The 17840-nt window shown below is 73.1% G+C and carries 15 protein-coding genes; 9 read left to right on the forward strand and 6 right to left on the reverse strand.

The annotated features are described in order from the left end of the window. Positions 1–132 precede the first annotated feature (132 nt). The 4 genes from ACWGN5_RS26970 to ACWGN5_RS26985 all read left to right on the forward strand — a co-directional run bounded on the left by ACWGN5_RS26970 (position 133) and on the right by ACWGN5_RS26985 (position 2651). Complete coding sequence (locus tag ACWGN5_RS26970; protein ID WP_453519700.1) at positions 133–690, forward strand: hypothetical protein; 558 nt, start codon at positions 133–135, stop codon at positions 688–690. 160 nt (positions 691–850) lie between these two features. After that, positions 851–1315: a hypothetical protein gene (locus tag ACWGN5_RS26975; protein WP_453519703.1), complete on the forward strand. Its 465-nt coding sequence runs from the start codon at positions 851–853 to the stop codon at positions 1313–1315. A gap of 47 nt (positions 1316–1362) precedes the next feature. Then, a complete protein-coding gene (locus ACWGN5_RS26980; protein ID WP_453519704.1) occupies positions 1363–1908 on the forward strand; it encodes an RNA polymerase sigma factor in 546 nt (181 codons plus the stop codon). Then, positions 1905–2651, forward strand: coding sequence for a hypothetical protein (locus tag ACWGN5_RS26985; protein ID WP_453519707.1), 747 nt, complete (start codon positions 1905–1907; stop codon positions 2649–2651). The genes ACWGN5_RS26980 and ACWGN5_RS26985 overlap by 4 nt, the downstream gene beginning before the upstream one ends. Before the next feature lie 90 nt (positions 2652–2741). On the opposite strand, the gene ACWGN5_RS26990 is transcribed toward ACWGN5_RS26985, so the two are convergent. From ACWGN5_RS26990 to ACWGN5_RS27000, 3 genes are all read right to left on the reverse strand, one after another. After that, the gene (locus ACWGN5_RS26990; RefSeq protein ID WP_453519710.1) at positions 2742–3086 is read right to left on the reverse strand and encodes a hypothetical protein; all 345 of its coding nucleotides are present in this window, start codon (positions 3084–3086) and stop codon (positions 2742–2744) included. A 71-nt stretch (positions 3087–3157) separates the two neighbouring features. Next, positions 3158–5212: a phosphocholine-specific phospholipase C gene (locus tag ACWGN5_RS26995; protein WP_453519712.1), complete on the reverse strand. Its 2055-nt coding sequence runs from the start codon at positions 5210–5212 to the stop codon at positions 3158–3160. A gap of 257 nt (positions 5213–5469) precedes the next feature. Next, the gene (locus ACWGN5_RS27000) at positions 5470–5886 is read right to left on the reverse strand and encodes an organic hydroperoxide resistance protein (RefSeq protein ID WP_453519714.1); all 417 of its coding nucleotides are present in this window, start codon (positions 5884–5886) and stop codon (positions 5470–5472) included. 114 nt (positions 5887–6000) lie between these two features. On the opposite strand from ACWGN5_RS27000, the gene ACWGN5_RS27005 reads away from it, so the two are divergent. The 5 genes from ACWGN5_RS27005 (at position 6001) to ACWGN5_RS27025 (ending at position 13575) form a co-directional block, all read left to right on the forward strand. Continuing rightward, entirely contained in the window at positions 6001–6492 is a 492-nt protein-coding gene (locus tag ACWGN5_RS27005; protein WP_453519717.1) for a MarR family winged helix-turn-helix transcriptional regulator, read from the forward strand. Between the two features lie 147 nt (positions 6493–6639). Next, complete coding sequence (locus ACWGN5_RS27010) at positions 6640–7971, forward strand: cytochrome P450 (protein WP_453519719.1); 1332 nt, start codon at positions 6640–6642, stop codon at positions 7969–7971. Between the two features lie 35 nt (positions 7972–8006). Next, on the forward strand, positions 8007–8459 hold the full coding sequence (locus ACWGN5_RS27015; protein ID WP_453519721.1) for a GNAT family N-acetyltransferase: 453 nt from the start codon (positions 8007–8009) through the stop codon (positions 8457–8459). Continuing rightward, positions 8456–9721, forward strand: a complete 1266-nt coding sequence (locus tag ACWGN5_RS27020; RefSeq protein ID WP_453519723.1) for an MFS transporter — start codon at positions 8456–8458, stop codon at positions 9719–9721. Before ACWGN5_RS27015 ends, ACWGN5_RS27020 begins: the two co-directional genes overlap by 4 nt. 155 nt (positions 9722–9876) lie before the next feature. Further along, complete coding sequence (locus ACWGN5_RS27025; RefSeq protein WP_453519725.1) at positions 9877–13575, forward strand: S8 family serine peptidase; 3699 nt, start codon at positions 9877–9879, stop codon at positions 13573–13575. A gap of 56 nt (positions 13576–13631) precedes the next feature. Here ACWGN5_RS27025 and ACWGN5_RS27030 read toward each other — a convergent pair whose 3' ends face one another. The 3 genes from ACWGN5_RS27030 to ACWGN5_RS27040 form a co-directional block, all read right to left on the reverse strand. Beyond that, entirely contained in the window at positions 13632–15065 is a 1434-nt protein-coding gene (locus ACWGN5_RS27030) for an acyl-CoA synthetase (RefSeq protein WP_453519727.1), read from the reverse strand. A 120-nt stretch (positions 15066–15185) separates the two neighbouring features. Then, a complete protein-coding gene (locus ACWGN5_RS27035; protein WP_453519809.1) occupies positions 15186–16373 on the reverse strand; it encodes an MFS transporter in 1188 nt (395 codons plus the stop codon). A 106-nt stretch (positions 16374–16479) separates the two neighbouring features. Next, positions 16480–17840 (reverse strand): GAF domain-containing protein (locus ACWGN5_RS27040; protein WP_453519729.1); only part of this gene is annotated, 1361 nt, incomplete at its 5' end.

A 17840-nucleotide genomic window follows, 5' to 3' on the forward strand; every position in this document is an offset into this window, starting at 1 on the left:
CTTCTGACGGAAGGCCGACGCGCTCGTTCCCGCTGGTAGAGCGGCCGGGACGCGTCTTGAAAAACGGCGGGGCCGCCCCCCGGGGATTCCTGGGGGGGCAGCCCCGCCGCCCGACGACTGGAAGAAGAAGCCGTGAAGCTCGACGTATTTCACCTGGGGCGCATGGGACGCATGGGTCACATGGGATGTATAGGCCGTATAGGCCGTATAGGCCGTATGGGTCGCATGGGTGCGGGCCTTGCGGCGGCCGCTCTGACGGTGATCGCCTCGACCGCTTGCGGGCCCGGCCGACCCGCCCCCGTCTTTCCGAAGGCCGTGGAGCATTCCGAACTGGTCGGCCGGTGGGACGGGACCGGGGACGTGAGATGCGGCTCGCCGGTCATTCGGCTGCGTGACGACTACACCTTCACCGCCAAGGACCTTCCCGTCGAGTGGAACGGCCCCGGACCGGATTCGAAGGTGACCCGCCGTTCGGCCGACGGGAAATGGCACGCGGTCAACAAGGACCCTGGGCTGCCGCCCTACCTGGTGCTCCGTTTCGACCACCGGAACGACCACGAGTTTCTGCCGTTCACCCTGGAGCAGGGAAAGCTGGAGGCGAACAAAACCGTCGCGGCGGACGGAGGGGAGTCCTATTCCTTCTCCTGTCACTTCCGACGTATCTCCGCAGACCCCGCCTTCGACAGATAACGGGCCCGCCCGAAGGTGTGACGCTGATCACAGCGCGAACCCGTGATGATTCGGTGCCCGGTTCCGCTGGCCTGTTGGGGGACGTGGAAGACCTGTGGTCCTCCCGAGGAGCCAGGGGACCGGGGGAACCACACCGGTTCACACACGAGGGGTGGTACCGATGGACCGAGTCAGCCGCACGCTGCGGGCCGCCGACATGAGCCGGTACGCCTCCGCGTTCGCAAGCCGCACGACCGCGAAGACGCGGCTCCCCCTCGACTTCTCCGCCGCCAGCCTGCGCATCGTCGACCGCGTGGTCGACGGCCTGCGGCAGGGCGCCGGCGACCCGGCCGGCGTCGCACCGGTCCTCCAGGAGCTCGGGGCGTACGTCGGCGAGGTGATCGTCCGGCACGCGCCGGCCCGCTGGGTCGACTTCGACGACATGACGTCCGACCTGTTCCGGCAGGCGGTCGGCGTCCGGACCCCCGACGGACGGGCCTGGAACCCGCTCGGCAAGGTGGTCAACCGCTTCGAGCTGGGCCCCGACGAATCCGCTCACGAGCTCTTCCTGCTGGTCCCGCGCCGTCCCAAGCCCCTCCCGCTGTCGCCGGGGACGGTGGACGGCCGGCGTCTGACAGCCGCGTAGGGTGATGCCCTGGGCAGCGCTACGCGGGAAGACCAGGGGAAGATCATTTGAGGGCGGACGACGCCACTCTGCAGCATGCGGTGGAACGCGCGCAGAACGGTGACGACGAGGCGTTCGCCGACGTGTACCGGATCGTGCAGCCGGGGCTTCTGGGATATCTGCGGGGGCTCGTCGGCGAGTACGCCGAGGACGTCGCCTCCGACGCGTGGCTCGAGATAGCCCGCGACCTGGCCCGCTTCCGCGGAGACGGTGCGGGCTTTCGCGGCTGGACCGCGACCATCGCCCGCCACCGCGCCCTCGACCATCTGCGGCGGCTGCGCTCCCGCCCGCGTACGGCCCCGTTCGAGCAGGAGGTCCTCGACCTGCCCTCGCCGGGGGAGACGGCGGGCGAGGCCCTGGAGGCGATGTCCACCGCCGAGGCCCTGGCCCTGGTCGCCGGGCTGCCCCGGGACCAGGCCGAGGCGGTGCTGCTGCGGGTGGTCGTCGGTCTCGACGGACCCGCCGCGGCCCGGGTGCTGGGCAAGCGGGTGGGGGCGGTGCGCTCCGCCGCCCACCGCGGGCTGAAGCGGCTCGCGAAGGACATGCTGGGATGAGTGGTGAAGACGGTATGCGGGAACACGAGGACGTCGAGGCAGCGCTGGCCGCGGCCCTGCGCCCCGGCGGCGTGGACGATGCCGCGGCCCGAGCGGCCGTCGCCGCGTTCCGCGCCGCCCGTGACACGGGCCTGCACGGGTCCCGGCGCACCCGACGCCGCGAGGACTGGCGGCCCGTACGGGAGCGCGGCACGGGACGCTCGCTGAAGACCGCGCTCGCGGCCCTGGCCGCGAGCCTGACCCTGGGCGGCGTGGCGTTCGCCGCGGCCGCGACGCATGAACCCCACGACGACACGGAGACCCGCGAACCCGACGCGAGTCGCAGCGCGACCGTTCCGCTGCCGCCGCGGTGGCCGGTGATCCCGTCGTCCGAGCCCCCGGGCTCAGGTCCGCCGGCCGCCCCTCGCGGAGCCTCCACCACGCCCGGCGACCCCCACCACGCGGCCCATCCGCCATGGTCGGGCGAAGCGCTCTGCCACGCGTACGAGAAATCCCCGGGCAAGGGAGGCAGGGCCATGGAGACCGCGGCCAGGGAGCGTCTGCTCGCCGCCGCCGGCAGGGACCTCGCGGCCTACTGCGACTCCCTCCTGGCGTCCGAGGCCCCGGACTCTCCCCCCGGGAGCGGACACCCCGCCCCCGCCAGGAGCCCCTTCGACAGCCACGCGCATCCCGAGGCGGGCCAAGCGCCCCACCGTCCTCCCACGTCCGCCGGGGACACGACGGCCTACGGCCGCGGCCGCTGACGAAGAGAGCCGCCTCGGGCCGCACGGGCCGACCCCAGCCCTTCGAAGCCCCGGCTCCCGGAGCGCGCGGCGCACCGCCTCATCGGGTCGTCAGGTGCCGAGGAGGCCCAGGAACACCAGCAGGTTGAGGACGACCGTCAGCGGGGCGGCGACCACGAAGCCGGCCCGTCGTGGCGGGACCCAGGCGGCGATCAGCAGGCCCAGGGAGACGAGGAGGCCGACCAGGAAGGTGGGGTAGGCCACGTCGAAGGCGGCGTCGAACCGGTGGGCCTCCGCCTCGCCGCAGGAGTCGCAGCCCATGGGCGAGAGCATCGCGACAAGCAGCGTGAAGAAGCCCAGCGGCAGGGTGAGCAGCGTCGAGAAGAGGGGCCCGATCCAGGAACCGGTGGCCGGTGCGGTGGGGGCGGCGGGTGTGTCGGGGAGGTTCGCAGGCATGGGGACAGGAAACCGCGCGGTGCCGCCGGGGCGGATGAGCTGTCGTACTCATCCGCCCCGCCGTCATGTGCCTAGTACGTCAGGATGCCCGGGTCCGAGACGTCCGAGGTGCCCGTCTCGATGTGGCCCGCGAGCCGGCGGAGGTAGTCCGCGTTCGAGGGGGTCGTGATCGTCACGTCGTACCAGCGGTGGCCGGCGGTCCGGGTGACGGTGTGGGTGACGGTGGCGCCCTTGGCGACCGAGAGGGTCGTGGGGGAGCCGCCGTAGGCGTCGGTGACGGTCACGGTCGTGGAGGTGCCCGCGTTCGTGAAGGTCAGGTCCAGGGCGCCGGTGCTCGCGTTGTGGCGGGCCGACACCTCCGGGACCGCCGTCTTGCCGGGGGAGCGGAAGCGGCGCAGGAAGCCGTTGGGGCCGTGGACCGTGAGGTCGGTGAGGCTCTTGGAGTACTTGGTGTTCCAGGTGTCCGTGATCGACTTGTTCGCCTCCGCCGTGTACGTCCACGGGGCGTCCGTGCGGTTCGCCGAGGTCACGTAGAACTGGGCGCCCGCCGCCGGACCGCCGCTGAAGGTGAGGCGGTAGGTGCCCGCCGTCACGTCCGCCGCGCCGTCCACGTACGGGGCGTACTTCAGCGGGCGGGTGGGCTTGCCGCCCGGCTCCTGGCGCGGCATCGTGCCGACCGCCGGGGCCGTGGCCAGGAAGTCCGGGTGACGGTTCTTGTCCGGCGGGTAGTAGCCGGCCGTCGGCGGGAGCGCGGCCGGCTGCGCGTCCGTGCGCGTGAAGTCGAACGCCGAGGTCAGGTCGCCGCAGATCGCGCGGCGCCAGGGCGAGATGTTGGGCTCGCGCACCCCGAAGCGGCTCTCCATGAAGCGGATCACCGAGGTGTGGTCGAAGGTCTCCGAGCAGGTGTAGCCGCCCTTGGACCAGGGGGAGACGACGATCATCGGGACGCGGGGGCCCAGGCCGTAGGGGCCGGCCACGTAGCCGGTCTTGCCGCCGAAGTAGTCGAGGGCGGTGGGGGCGGTCGAGAGGCCCTGCGAAGCCGAGCCGGGGGCGTAGGGCGGGACCACGTGGTCGAAGAAGCCGTCGTTCTCGTCGTACGTGATGAACAGGGCCGTACGGGCCCACACGTCCGGGTTCGAGGTCAGCGCGTCCAGGACCTGCGCGATGTACCAGGCGCCGTAGTTCGCGGGCCAGTTGGCGTGCTCGGAGAAGGCCTCGGGCGCGGCGATCCAGGAGATCTGGGGGAGGGTGCCCGCCTGGACGTCGGCGCGGAGCTTGTCGAAGAAGCCCTCGCCGGCCTTGGCGTTCGTGCCGGTGCGGGCCTTGTCGTACAGCGGGTTGCCGGGCTGGGCGTTCCGGTAGTTGTTGAAGTAGAGCAGGGAGTTGTCGCCGTAGTTGCCGCGGAAGGCGTCGTTGATCCAGCCCCAGGAGCCGGCGGCGTTCAGGCCGTCGCCGATGTCCTGGTAGACCTTCCAGGAGACGCCGGCCGCCTCCAGGCGCTCGGGGTAGGTGGTCCAGCCGTAGCCCGCCTCGGCGTTGTTCAGGACGGGGCCGCCGCCCGTGCCGTCGTTGCCGACGTAACCGGTCCACATGTAGTAGCGGTTGGGGTCGGTCGCGCCGATGAACGAGCAGTGGTACGCGTCGCAGATGGTGAAGGCGTCGGCGAGCGCGTAGTGGAACGGGACGTCCTCACGGGTGAGGTGCGCCATCGTGGCCTTGGTCTTGGCCGGGATCCAGTTGTCGTACTTGCCCTTGTTGAAGGCGCTCTGGCCGCCCGCCCAGTCGTGGTTGAGGCCCTGGAGGTACTCCATGCCCAGCTTGTCGCTGGTCGGCCGGAAGGGGAGCGTGACCTTGTTGCCGTCCGACTGGTTCCAGACCGACTTTCCGCTGGGCAGGGTCACGGGGCGCGGGTCGCCGAAGCCCCGTACGCCCTTCATCGCCCCGAAATAGTGGTCGAAGGAACGATTCTCCTGCATCAGGACCACGATGTGGTCGATGTCCTGGATCGTGCCGGTGGAGCCCTGCGCCGGTATCGCGGCGGCGCGGGCGATGCTCTCCGAGAGCATCGTGAACGCGGCGGCGCCGCCGGTCAGCTGAAGGAACCGGCGGCGGTTGAGGTCGGCCATGGGGGAGTTGCCCTCCGGGTGTGAGTACGACGGTGGGGGTGCGGGTGCGACGGCCGGGCGGGCCGGCCGACGGGCGCCCCACAGGAGAGCGCCCGTGAACCACCGCCCGGCGGCCGTCCCATGACTGCCCGTCGTACGGCAGACGAACCCCCCGTGCCCGCACGTGAAAACTCACAACCGAACGCCCCCGGTGGGTCGATGACCACCAGGGGCGTACGGGAACCAACAGAAAACCACGCTCCGACGAGCGCGCCGGACTACTCGACGACGAGCTCGACCTCGATGTTCCCGCGGGTGGCCTTCGAGTACGGGCAGAAGGCGTGCGTCTTCTTCAGGAGGGCGAGGCCGGCCTCCCCCTGGAGGTGGTCGGGGAACTCGGCGCGCATCACGACCGCGAGGCCGAAGCCGCCGTCCGCCGCGTCCTTGCCGATGGAGACCTCGGCGGTGACGGAGGCCTCGGAGATGTCGATCTTCTCCTGGCGGGCGACGACGCCCATGGCGCTGGCGAAGCAGGCCGCGTACCCGGCGGCGAAGAGCTGCTCGGGGTTGGTGCCCTGGCCGTTGCCGCCGAGCGCCTGCGGGTGGGCGAGGGGGAGGTCGATGTGGCCGTCGGAGCTGACGGCGCGGCCCTCGCGGCCGTTGGCGGTGGCGACGGCGGTGTAGATCGCGTCCATGGGTGTTCTTCCGTCCTGTCCGGGGTCCGGGAAGTGCTGACCACTCATTTGTAGCGCACGATTCAGTTGTGCACAACTTAATCGCGTGTGAGGAGCCTCGCGTATCCTGGAGCCATGGAGACGCTCGACTCGGTCCCGGACGCCGACTTCCTCCGGCTCGACCACCAGATCTGCTTCTCGCTGCACGCGGCGACCCGCGCCTTCAACGGCGTCTACCGCGAGGCCCTCAAGGAGCTCGGGCTCACCTATCCCCAGTACCTGGCCATGCTCGTGCTCTGGGAGCACGGTGAGCTGCCCGTGAAGGGGATCGGCGAGCGTCTGCGGCTCGACTCCGGGACCCTGTCGCCGCTGCTCAAGAGGCTCGAAGCGGCCGGATACGTCGAGCGGCGCCGCAGCCCCGAGGACGAGCGGTCCGTCACCGTCCGCCTCACCGGCGACGGCACCGCCCTGCGCGAGAAGGCCCTCGGCGTGCCGCGCCGGATCGCCGCCGCCACGGGCCTCGGGCTCGACGAGATCGTCGAGCTGCGGGAGCGCCTCGACGCGCTCGCCGCCCGGCTTGACGCGGTCGACCCGGACGACCTCGCGTCCTGCGCGACCGCTCTCTGAGCCCCGGGCCCGGCCCGACGCCGAGCGCCTGGCGGAGGAGGTCCATCGTCACGCATAGCGATGGCGTGATGACGTATCGTCATCATCCGTGTGCTCTTCAGATCCGACTCGATCTTCCGTGACGGTGCCGCTCGCGGTGGAGCCGTCGTGACCGCCGCGACCCATGGCGACGCCCCCGGAGCATGGCCGCTGCTCGGCCACCTGCCGTACCTGGCCGGCGGCCCGCTGGCCTTTCTCGACTCGCTGCCCGCCCACGGCGATGTCGTCCGCATCCGGATGGGCCCCCGCGAGGTCCATGTGGTGAGCGATCCCGCGCTCGTCCGCCACGTCCTCACCGACCGCCGTACCTTCGACCGGGCCGGAGCGGCGTACGAGAAGGTGCGGGCGGTCCTGGGCAAGGGGCTCGCCACCTGCCCGAACGCCGAGCACCGAGGGCAGCGCCTGACCCTCCAGCCCGCCTTCCACCACACGCTCATGGCCCGGTACGCCGAGGTCATGGAGGCCGAGACCACGGCCCTGACCGCCCGCTGGCGGCCGGGCGCCGTCGTCGACGTCACCGAGGAGGCCTTCCGCCTCACCACCGCCGTCGTCGTCCGGGCGCTCTTCTCCACCGGTCTCACCCACCACACCACCGAGGTGCTGCGCGCCGCCCTCGACGTGCTCCTGCGCGGGCTCTACGTCCGGGTCGCGGCGCCCGCCGTCGACCTCGTCCCCTCGCCGGGCCGCCGCCGCTACCGCCGTGCCCTGGCCCGCTGGCGCGCCGAGGTCGCCGCCATCATCGCCGCGTACCGGGCCGGGGGAACCGACCGCGGCGACGTCCTCTCCCTGCTGCTCGCCGCCCGTGACGACCAGGGGAGGCCCCTCTCCGAGGAGCAGCTGGCCGACCAGGTCGCCACCTTCGTCCTGGCCGGGGCCGAGACCACCTCCTCGGCCGTCGCCTGGGCGCTGCGACTCGTGATCGACCACCCCGAGGCGGCCGCCCGGTTATACGCCGAGGTCGACGGCGTCCTCGCCGGACGCCCCGCCGCCCACGCCGACCTGCCCGCGCTGCCGTACGCGGCGGACGTGGTGCGCGAGGCGCTCCGCCTCTATCCGCCGAGCTGGGTGGTGAACCGTACCGCCGTCGAGGACACCGAGCTCGCCGGGCGGCACCTCCCGGCCGGGACCGCCGTCATGTGCTGCCTCTACCTGGTCCACCGGCGCCCCGACCTCTTCCGCGACCCGACGCGCTTCGATCCGGGCCGCTGGGCGGAGGGCGGCGTGCCGCGCGACGCCTTCGTCCCGTTCGGCCTGGGGGCGGGCAAGTGCATCGGCGACGCCTTCGCGATGACCGAGGCCACCCTCGTCCTCGCCTCCGTCGCCGCCCGCTGGCACCTCACCCCCGCCTCCCCGCGGCCGCTCCGCCCCGTCCCCCGTGCCGTGCTCTCCCCGGGGCCGCTCCCCATGCGCCTCACCACCCGCCCCTTCATCAAAACGTAAGGATCAATGGCGGTTGGCGCTCCTATACTCGCCTCATGTCCGACATCAGCATCCGGCGCGCCACCGCCGACGACTCCCCACGGCTCACCCGGCTCGTCCGGACCTCCCGGGCCTACCGGGGCGACTACGCCGCCATGGTCGAGGGCTACCAGGTCGGCGGGCCGTACATCGAGCACCACCCCGTCTACGTCGCCGTCGACGAGGCCGACGGCGGCCGTGTCCTCGGGTTCTACGCGCTCCTCGTCGACGAGGCCGAGCTCGACCTCGCATTCGTCGCCGACGCCGCCCAGGGGCTCGGCATAGGCCGGCTCCTCATGGAGCACATGACCGAGCAGGCCAGGGCCGCCGGGCTCGGCTCCGTCCGGGTCGTCGCCCATCCGCCCGCCGAGGAGTTCTACCTGCGGACCGGCGCCGTCCGCACCGGCACCGTGCGGCCCACCGGAGGCATCCACTGGGAGCGCCCCGAGCTGCGGTACGACATCGCGTGACCGCCACCCAGGACACCGAGAAGCAGGAGCAGGACCGCCGCAAGGTCTTCGCCGACCTGACCCCGCTGCGGACCTCCGCGCACTACCGCCGCCTCTGGTTCGGGAACACCGTCTCCTGGGTCGGCCAGGGCATGACGTCGCTCGCCGTCTCCCTCCAGGTGTACGACATCACCCGCTCGCCCTTCTCCGTCGGGCTCGTCGGGCTCTTCTCCCTCGTCCCGCTCGTCGTCTTCGGCCTGTACGGCGGCGCCATCGCCGACACCGTCGACCGCCGCAAGCTCGGCCTCGCCAGCGCGAGCGGCTCCGCCGTGCTCTCCGTCGCCCTCGCCGGCGCCGCGATCGCCGGCTTCCACCACGTGTGGTTCCTGTACGGGATCGTCGCCCTCCAGGCCGTGTGCACCGCCCTCAACTCGCCCGCCCGCTCGGCGATGATCCCCCGGCTCCTGCCGCCCGAGCAGCTGCGCGCCGCCAACGCGCTCAACTCGATGGTCATGACCTTCGGCATGCTCGTCGGGCCGAGCCTCGGCGGCCTGATCGTGGGGCTCGCCGGCTACCAGACGGCGTACCTCGTGGACGTCGCCGCCTTCTCCGCGAGCCTGTACGCCATGTGGCGGCTGCCGTCGATGCTCCCGGAGCGGACCGGCGGCACGAGGGCGTCCGTCCTCGACGGGCTGCGGTTCCTCGCCACCCGCCCCAACCTGCGCATGACGTTCTTCTCGGACTTCTGCGCGATGATCCTCGCCCACCCCCGCGCCCTGTTCCCGGCCGTCGCCGTCCTCTGGTTCGGCGGCGACGCGAAGACCACCGGACTCCTCGTCGCCGCGCCCGCGTTCGGGGCGCTCCTCGGCGGCGTCCTCTCCGGCTGGCAGGGCCGCATCCGCCACCACGGGCAGGCGATCCTCCTCGCCGTCGCCTCCTGGGGCACCGCCATCGCCGTCTTCGGGCTGACCCGGAACCTGTGGCTCGGGCTGCTGCTGCTCGCCGTCGCCGGCTACTCCGACACCGTCTCGATGATCTTCCGGAACACGATGATGCAGGTCGCCGCCCCGGACGAGATGCGCGGCCGGCTCCAGGGCGTCTTCATCGTGGTCGTCGCGGGCGGGCCCCGGCTCGGCGACTTCCTCGCGGGCTCCGTCGCCGACCTCACCTCGCCCGCGGTCGCCATCACCGGCGGCGGCATCGCCTGCGTCCTGGCGATCGGACTCCTCGCCCTCTACGGGCGCGGATTCCGCCGCTATGACGCACTCGATCCGACTCCGTGACCGTATGCACCCAACGACCCCTGTGCTCCTGGCGGTTGGCCGCCACGGCACATAACCGCCAGGAGTGACAGGGGTCAACTCCCGCCCCACGGGCCAAGACTCCTCGCGGCACCCGGAACCACCCCCGAACCCCGGGTCCGCGAGGAGTTCCCACGATGACGTCGAGGACCGCACCCTTCGACAGAGGGAGGGCCGCGCTGCTCGCCGCGGGCCTCTCCCTCGCGATGCTCTCGGCCGGGCAGACCGCCGCCGCCGCGAACACCGCCCCCACCGTTCCGGACACCTTCAAGGCGCCCGCGACGAGCAGCACCGTCACCCTCGTCACCGGCGACCGCGTCACCCTCACCGAGCTCGGCGACGGCGCCAGGACCGTCACCGTCGACCGGGCGAAGGGCGCCACCGGCGCGATCCGCAGCCGGACCGTGAACGGCCGCGTCACCGTCGTCCCCGACGAGGCCCGCCCCTACCTGGACTCCGGCGCCCTCGACCCGCGCCTCTTCGACGTCACCGGCCTCGTCGAGCAGGGCATCACCGGCGAACTCCCGCTGATCGTCACGTACGGAGCCAAGGCCGCCCGCAGCGGCGCCGCCGCCCCGCGCGGCACCGAGACCGTCCGTACCCTGCCCAGCATCGGCGGCGCCGCCGTCACCGCCACCGACCCCGCCGCCTTCTGGCAGGGCTTCACCGCGCGCGGCACCCGGACCGCCCGCGCCGCCGACCCCGGTCTCGGCAAGGTGTGGCTCGACGGCCGCGTCGACGCCGCCATGGCCGAGTCCAACACCCAGATCGGCACCCCGAAGGCCTGGGAGGCCGGGCTCACCGGCAAGGGCGTCAAGGTCGCCGTCCTCGACACCGGCGCCGACCTCGGCCACCCCGACCTCGCGGGCCGGATCGCCGAGACCAGGTCCTTCATCGAGGGCCAGGAGGTCGCCGACCGCGACGGCCACGGCACGCACGTCACCTCCACCGTCGGCGGCTCCGGCGCCGCGAGCGACGGCAAGGAGAAGGGCGTCGCCCCCGGCGCCACCCTCGCCGTCGGCAAGGTCCTCAGCGACGAGGGCTCCGGCACCGAGTCGCAGATCATCGCGGGCATGGAATGGGCCGCCAAGGACATCGACGCGAAGATCGTCTCGATGAGCCTCGGCTCCCGCGAACCCAGCGACGGCACCGACCCGATGGCCCAGGCCGTCAACACGCTCTCCGCCGAGACCGGCGCCCTCTTCGTCATCGCCGCCGGGAACTCCGGCTACCCCGGCTCCATCGGCTCGCCCGGCGCCGCCGACTCCGCGCTCACCGTCGGCGCCGTCGACTCCGCCGACCGCGCCGCCTACTTCACCAGCCAGGGCCCCCGCCACGGCGACCAGGCCCTCAAGCCCGACGTGTCGGCGCCCGGCGTGGGCATCCTCGCCGCCCGCTCCCAGCTCGCCGCCGGCAGCGGCCTCTACACCTCGATGAGCGGGACGTCGATGGCGACCCCGCACGTCGCCGGCGTCGCCGGGCTGCTCGCCGAGAAGCACCCCGACTGGACCGGCGCCCAGCTCAAGAACGCGCTGATGTCCTCCTCGAAGACCCTCGACGCCGGGGCGTACGAGCTCGGCGCCGGCCGGGTCGACGTCGCCGCCGCGATCGCCGCGAACGTCACCGCCACCGGCTCCGCCGACCTGGGCTTCACCTCCTGGCCGTACGAGGCGAGCAAGCCGGTCACCAGGACCGTCACCTACACCAACTCCTCCGACTCCCCGGTCGAGTTGAACCTCGCCGTCGAGGGCATGCCCGCCGGTGTCGCGACCCTGGCCGCCACCGCCCTCACCGTCCCCGCCCACGGCTCCGCCTCCACCACGGTCACCGGCGACGGCACGAAGGCCCCCGTCGGACAGTCCTCTGGGCGCATCACCGCCACCACCGGCGGGACGCCCGTCGCGCACAGCGCGCTCGGCCTGGTGAAGGAGGAGGAGCGCTACACCCTCACCGTCCACGTCAAGGATCGCGACGGCGCCCCCACCGCCGCCCACCTCGGCGTGCAGAAGCTCGCCGGGGGCGAGGACCCGTTCCCGGCCGCCGTCGGCGCGTCCGGCACCCTCGAACTGCGCCTCAAGCCCGGCACGTACACCGTCGACACCTTCCTCGACGTCCGCGGCTCCCACGGCGCGGACTCCCTCGGCCTCGGCTTCCTCACCGAGCCTGAGATCGTCCTCGACCGCGACCGCGAGATCACCCTCGACGGGCGGCGGCTCCGCGAGATCCGCGCCGAGGTCGAGAAGCGCACCGAGACCCGCCAGCTCCTCATGGAGTTCGACCGCGAGGCGAACGGCGCCTCCTACGGCGGAGCCGTCCAGGTCCCCGCGATGTACGACTCGATCTTCGCCGCACCCACCCGGAAGCCCGCCACCGGCACCTTCGAGTACCGGACCGTCTGGCGCCTCGGCAAGCCGCTCCTGGAAGCGTCCGTCGACGGCGTCCGGCTCTCCGACGCCACCCCGCAGGCCGGCGCCACCCTCCTCGAAGGCCGCCACCGCCTCGGCCTCGCCGACGCGGGCACCGGCACCCCCGCCGAGTACACCGGCAAGGACGTCACCGGCAAGGCCGTGCTCGTCCGGCTCACCGAGGGCGCCGACCCGACGCGGCTCGCCCAGACCGCCCAGGACGCGGGCGCCAAGGCCCTGTTCGTCACCGACGACCGGCCCGGCCGGCTCATGAAGTGGTTCGGCACCGACACCTACGAGGACCGGCCGCTCGCCGTCGCCACCGTCACCGCCGCCGACGCCGCCCGGCTCGCCGCCGGGGCCGCCCGCGGCCTGCGCGTCGACCTCACCGGCACCCGCTTCACCCCGTACACCTACGACCTCTCCGAGGGACACCCGGGCGCCATCGGCACGGACCTGGTCTTCCGGCCGGACGAGGACGAACTCGCCACCATCGACTCCACGTTCCGCATGCCGACCCGGCGCAAGGAGCTCGGCGGCGAGTTCCGCTACTCGCTCACCGACACCTTCCGGATCGGCTTCGGCTTCAAGGAGTGGATCGCCTTCCCGACCGAGCGCACCGAGTACGTCTCCACCGGCACCGGCCAGCGCTGGCACGAGTCCGTCGACCTCGGCGACTCCCTGGAGCAGCGCGGCGGGCAGTCCGTCTACCGGGGCGGCAGCCGCGTCGGCCTCGACTGGTTCGGCCCCGTCTGGCACCCCTGGCTGGGCACCGGCCTCGGCTGGGGCCAGCAGCGCACCGGCAACGACCTGCGCTTCAACACCCCCGGCTGGGGCGACTCCGGCGGCGACCACACCGGCTTCGGCAACGTGTGGAACGACGACACGATGAGCCAGTACACCGAGGTGTACGTGAACGGCGTCCGCGTCGACCGCAAGAAGAGCTCCGGCGCCTACGCCTGGGACGCGCCGGCGGAGGAGGCCACGTACAAGGTCGTCACCGACACCGCCCTCGACGCGGACCGCTGGCGGCTCGCCACCAAGGGCCACAGCGAGTGGACCTTCCGCTCCGCCGAGACCCCGTCCGACCAGGTCACCTATCTGCCGCTGCTCAACCTCGGACTCGACCTGGACACCGACCTGTACGGCGACGTCCGCGCCGGCAGCCGGCTGCCCGTCGGGATCTCCGCCGAGTACGTGGAGGGCGCCACCGGCACCGGCACGATCGGCACCGGCACCCTGGAGGTCTCCTACGACGAGGGCACGACCTGGACGAAGGTCGCGCTCAAGAAGTCGTGGCGGGGCGCCTCCTGGACCGGTGAGCTGCGGATCCCCGCCGGCGCGGGCTCCGTCTCGCTGCGGGCCGGGGCGAGCGACGACCGGGGCGGCTCCGTGACGCAGGAGCTGATCCGCGCGGTCGGCGTGAAGTAGACGGGTACGTGCGGATGGCCGGGCCCCTTGCGATCAGGGGCCCGGCCCTCACGCGGTCAACGTGCGCCGGGCAACGCCTTCTTCAGCACCTTGCCCATGTCGTTGCGGGGGAGGGCGTCGAGGTAGCGGACCACCCGGGGGCGCTTGTGCGGGGCGAGCAGCCCCGCCACGTGGTCGGCCAGGTCCGCCTCGGCCGGCGGCTTCTCCCCGTCCTGCGGCACCACCCAGGCCACGATCCGCTCGCCCAGGTCCGGATCGGGCTCGCCCGTGACGGCGGCCTCCCGGACCTCGGGGTGGTCGAGCAGCGCGTTCTCGATCTCGCCCGCCCCGATCTTGTAGCCGCCGCTCTTGATGAGGTCCGTCGCCTTCCGGCCCACCAGACGCACCCCGCCGTCCGCCTCACGGACCGCCATGTCGCCGGTACGGAACCAGTCGCCGTCGAAGGCGGCGGCCGTCGCGTCCGGCCGGTTGAGATAGCCGGAGAACAGGTTCGGTCCGCGCACCTGCACCTCGCCGACCGACTCCCCGTCGAGCTCCCGCAGCACGGAACCGTCCTCGTCCACGAGCCGCAGGTCCACGCCCGCGAGCGGGGTCCCGACGGTCCCCGGGCGGGGCTCGCCGCCCGGCCGCACGCTGGTGTTCATCAGCGTCTCGGTCATCCCGTACCGCTCCACGACAGTCCGGCCCGTCGCGGCGGTGATCCGCTCGTGGTCGTGCACGGGGAGCGCGGCGGATCCGGAGACGAGGAGCCGGGCGCGGGCCAGGGCGTCGGTGAGGCCCGTGTCCCCGGCCAGGGCGTCGGCGATCCGGTGGTACATCGTCGGTACGCCGAAGAGCATGGTCCCGCCGCCGGCCAGCTCCCGCCGGACGCCGTCCACCGAGAAGGCCCCCAGGTGCCGGACCTCGCCGCCGCGCCGCAGCGGGCCCAGGACGCCGAGGACGAGCCCGTGGACGTGGAACAGCGGCAGCGCGTGCACCAGGACGTCGTCCTCCGTCCAGGACCAGGCCTTGGCCAGCGCGTCGAGGGAGGCGGCGACGGCCCGGTGCGAGAGGAGCACGCCCTTCGGGGGGCCGGTGGTGCCGGAGGTGTAGACGACGAGGGCGGGGGACTCGGGGTCCACGGGCGGCCACGGGGCCGCCTCGGGGCCGGTGAGCTCGACGTCGACGCGGGGGAGCGCGGTCGGCAGTTCGTCCTCCGGCCCCGCGAGGACGAGGTCGGGCGCGCTGTCGCCGAGGATGTGCGCCAGCTCCCGCTCACCGGTGCGGGGATTGAGCGGGACGGCGGGCACGCCGGCGAGCAGGGCGGCGACGACGGCGACGGCGGTACGGGCGGTGGGCGTCGCCCAGACGGCGACGCGCCGGGCGGTACGGATGCGGGCGGCGAGGGCGGAGGCGGCGCGGGCGAGTTCGTCGTAGGTCAGGACGTCCGCGCCGAAGCGGAGGGCGGGGCGGTCGGACGGGTCCTGCAGGGCGGGCAAGAGCGCACTCACCGGTCGTACTCCTCGGGTCGTCGACGGCAGGGGCTACCAGGAGGGATTCTGCCCGTGCCGCGGGCGCGGCGTGGCCGATGACCCAGGTCGGGGACGACTCCGCGGCGGGCGCGGGGGCCTCTACGTGCGGTCCGCCGTGACCTTGGCCGCCCGCTCCAGGTCCGGTTCCTCGCCGCCCGGGCGGATCCCCCGCATCCGCCCGTACGCGTACACACACCCCGCAAGCGCCAGGTCCGAAAGCAGCATGAAGCCGATCGAGTACGAGCCTTTCGCGCTGTAGATCGCGCCCATCACCAGCGGCGGCAGGAAGCCGCCGAGGCCGCCCATCGCGCCGACGATGCCCGTCACACTGCCGACCTTGGCCTGCGGGGTGACCTGGGAGACCAGGGCGAAGACGGAGCCGCTCGCCGTGCCGAGCCCGGCGGCCATGACGAGGAGGGCCGTCGTGCCGCCCGGGTTCAGGGGCGGGTCGAAGGCCTGGACGATCGCGAGGAGGGCGACCACCCCGAGCGCGACGGCCGTGACGAGCGCCGGGTGGATCCGGTCCGAGAGCCAGCCGCCGATCGGCCGGAACACGACCGTCACCAGGGCGAATCCGGCCGCCTTCGTGCCCGCGTCCGTCGGGTCGAGCTCGTACCAGGTCTTCAGGTACGTCGGCAGGTACACACCGAACGCCACGATGCCGCCGAACCCGATCGCGTACAGCGCCGACAGCTCCCAGGTCACCCGCAGCCGGGCCGCCGAGCCCAGCCGGGTCGCCAGGGACGCCGTCGGTACCGGGCGGTCCGGGCGGTCCGTGATCAGGAACGCGGCGAGGACCGCGTACGCCGCCAGCGCGACCGCCACCACGATGAACGGCAGGTTCTCGCCGTGCTTGGCGATCCGGGGCGTGAAGTAGCCGGAGAGCGCCACCCCGCCCATGCCCATGCCGAACACGCCGAGCGCCAGACCGCGCTTGGCCGGCGGGAACCAGGAGTTGACCAGCGGGATGCCGATGGCGAACGTCGTGCCGCCGAGGCCGAGGAGGAAGCCGACGACCAGCATCAGGCCGTAGCTGTCCTTCACCACGATCAACAGCAGCACCGGGACGATCGTCAGCGCCGACACCAGCGGGAACATCAGCTTCGCCCCGTACCTGTCGGTCAGCGCCCCCGCCGGGATGCGGCCGACGGAGCCGACCAGGACGGGCACCGCCACGAGCAGCGACTGCTGGAAGGAGCTGAGTTCCAGCCGGTCGCCGTACCAGCTCGCGATCGGTGCGATCAGGTCCCAGGCCCAGAAGGTGAGCGTGAAACCGATCGTGGCCATCACCAGATTGCGGTAGGCCGCCGCTGTCGGGGGCTTGGTCTCGGTGGTCACGTCCTCAGTCAAGATCCCGGGACCCCGCCTGGCGCGCCGGGTTGGGCCGTACGGGTCAGGGCCAGGTCACCGTCGTCGGCGGCGTCGCGTCGTCCTCCACGCGCAGCCGGGCGCCGCCCTCTCCCGCCGCCACCTCGACCGTGATCGCACCGACCCCGGCCCGCCGGTGCGCCGCCGCGAGCGCCCCGCGGAGCACGGCGAGGAGCTTGTCCGCCGTCTCCGCGTCGACGAGCGTGTCGACCGCGCCGGAGAAGTGCACGGACGGCTGGAAGCCCAGCAGGGCCGCCGCACCGCCGGTCTCGCGCAGCACCCGCCCCCGGAAGGAGGCCGGCGCGTCCGCGGGCGGCTGCTGGAGGGCGAAGATGGTCGTGCGGACCTCCTGGATCGTCGAGTCCAGTTCGTCCACGGCCCGGCCGAGCAGCGCGTCCTCGTCGGAGGAGCCAGCGGCCCGCCGGCGGGTGGACTCCAGCATCATCTCGGTGGCGAACAGCCGCTGCACCACCAGGTCGTGCAGGTCCCGGGCGATCCGGTCGCGGTCCTCGAAGACGGCGAGCCGCTCCCGGTCGTGCCGCGCGTCCGCGAGGACCAGCGCGAGCGCCGCCTGCGAGGCGAACTGCGAGGCGAGCAGCCGGTCCACGGCCGAGTAGGGCGCGCCGCCGCGCCGTCGGGGCAGAGCGAGGGTGCCGATGAGCTTCCCGCCGCTCTGCAGCGGCAGCATCATCGACGGCCCGAAGCGGGACCGCACAGGGGTGGTCATCCGGGGGTCCGTCGCCGAGTCCTCGATGAAGACCGGCTCCCCGCCGAGGAGCTGGACCAGGACCGGGGAGCCGGGCGCGATCGTCGTGCCGACCAGGTCCCCCGGGTCGTCCGTGGTGGAGGCGGCGACGATCTCCATCCCGCCCTCCTCGGTGGGCTGGAGGACCACCCCGGCCGAGGCGCCGGCGAGGATGCGGGCCCGCTCGGCGACCGTCGTCAGGGCGTTCTCGGCGGGGGCGCCGGTGAGCAGGGCCGTCGTCACCGCGGCCGCGCCCTCGATCCAGCGCTCCCGCTGCCTTGCGGTCTCGTACAGCCGGGCGTTGCCGATGGCGATCCCGGCCTGGGAGGCGAGCACCCGCAGCAGGGCGAGGTCCTCCTCGGTGAAGCCGCCCGCGCGCTTCTCGGTGAGGTGCAGATTGCCGAAGACCTGGGTGTGCACCCGGATCGGGACGCCGAGCCGGTCCCGGGTGACGCCGGCCGGGTGCGCATCGGCCGTCAGGTCGTCGAGGCGGCCGATCCGCTGCCGCTCCTCGTCCGTCATGCCGGAGGTGAAGAGCTCGGTGAGGCGGTGGCGCTCGGGGTCGACGACCCCCCGCCCCCCCGGGCGGGGGCCGGGGCGCGCGGGGGGGGGGGACCCCAGGGGGCGGTGGGGTATAAAAA

It is taken from the genome of Streptomyces sp. NPDC055815, from assembly GCF_053616475.1.

Coding starts and splice junctions, on each gene's coding strand:
- ACWGN5_RS27000 (WP_453519714.1), bottom strand. CDS start 5,886: ATGGACGCGATCTACACCGCCGTCGCCACCGCCAACGGCCGCGAGGGC.
- ACWGN5_RS27015 (WP_453519721.1), top strand. CDS start 8,007: ATGTCCGACATCAGCATCCGGCGCGCCACCGCCGACGACTCCCCACGG.
- ACWGN5_RS26975 (WP_453519703.1), top strand. CDS start 851: ATGGACCGAGTCAGCCGCACGCTGCGGGCCGCCGACATGAGCCGGTAC.
- ACWGN5_RS26985 (WP_453519707.1), top strand. CDS start 1,905: ATGAGTGGTGAAGACGGTATGCGGGAACACGAGGACGTCGAGGCAGCG.
- ACWGN5_RS26990 (WP_453519710.1), bottom strand. CDS start 3,086: ATGCCTGCGAACCTCCCCGACACACCCGCCGCCCCCACCGCACCGGCC.
- ACWGN5_RS27035 (WP_453519809.1), bottom strand. CDS start 16,373: ATGGCCACGATCGGTTTCACGCTCACCTTCTGGGCCTGGGACCTGATC.
- ACWGN5_RS27005 (WP_453519717.1), top strand. CDS start 6,001: ATGGAGACGCTCGACTCGGTCCCGGACGCCGACTTCCTCCGGCTCGAC.
- ACWGN5_RS27025 (WP_453519725.1), top strand. CDS start 9,877: ATGACGTCGAGGACCGCACCCTTCGACAGAGGGAGGGCCGCGCTGCTC.
- ACWGN5_RS26995 (WP_453519712.1), bottom strand. CDS start 5,212: ATGGCCGACCTCAACCGCCGCCGGTTCCTTCAGCTGACCGGCGGCGCC.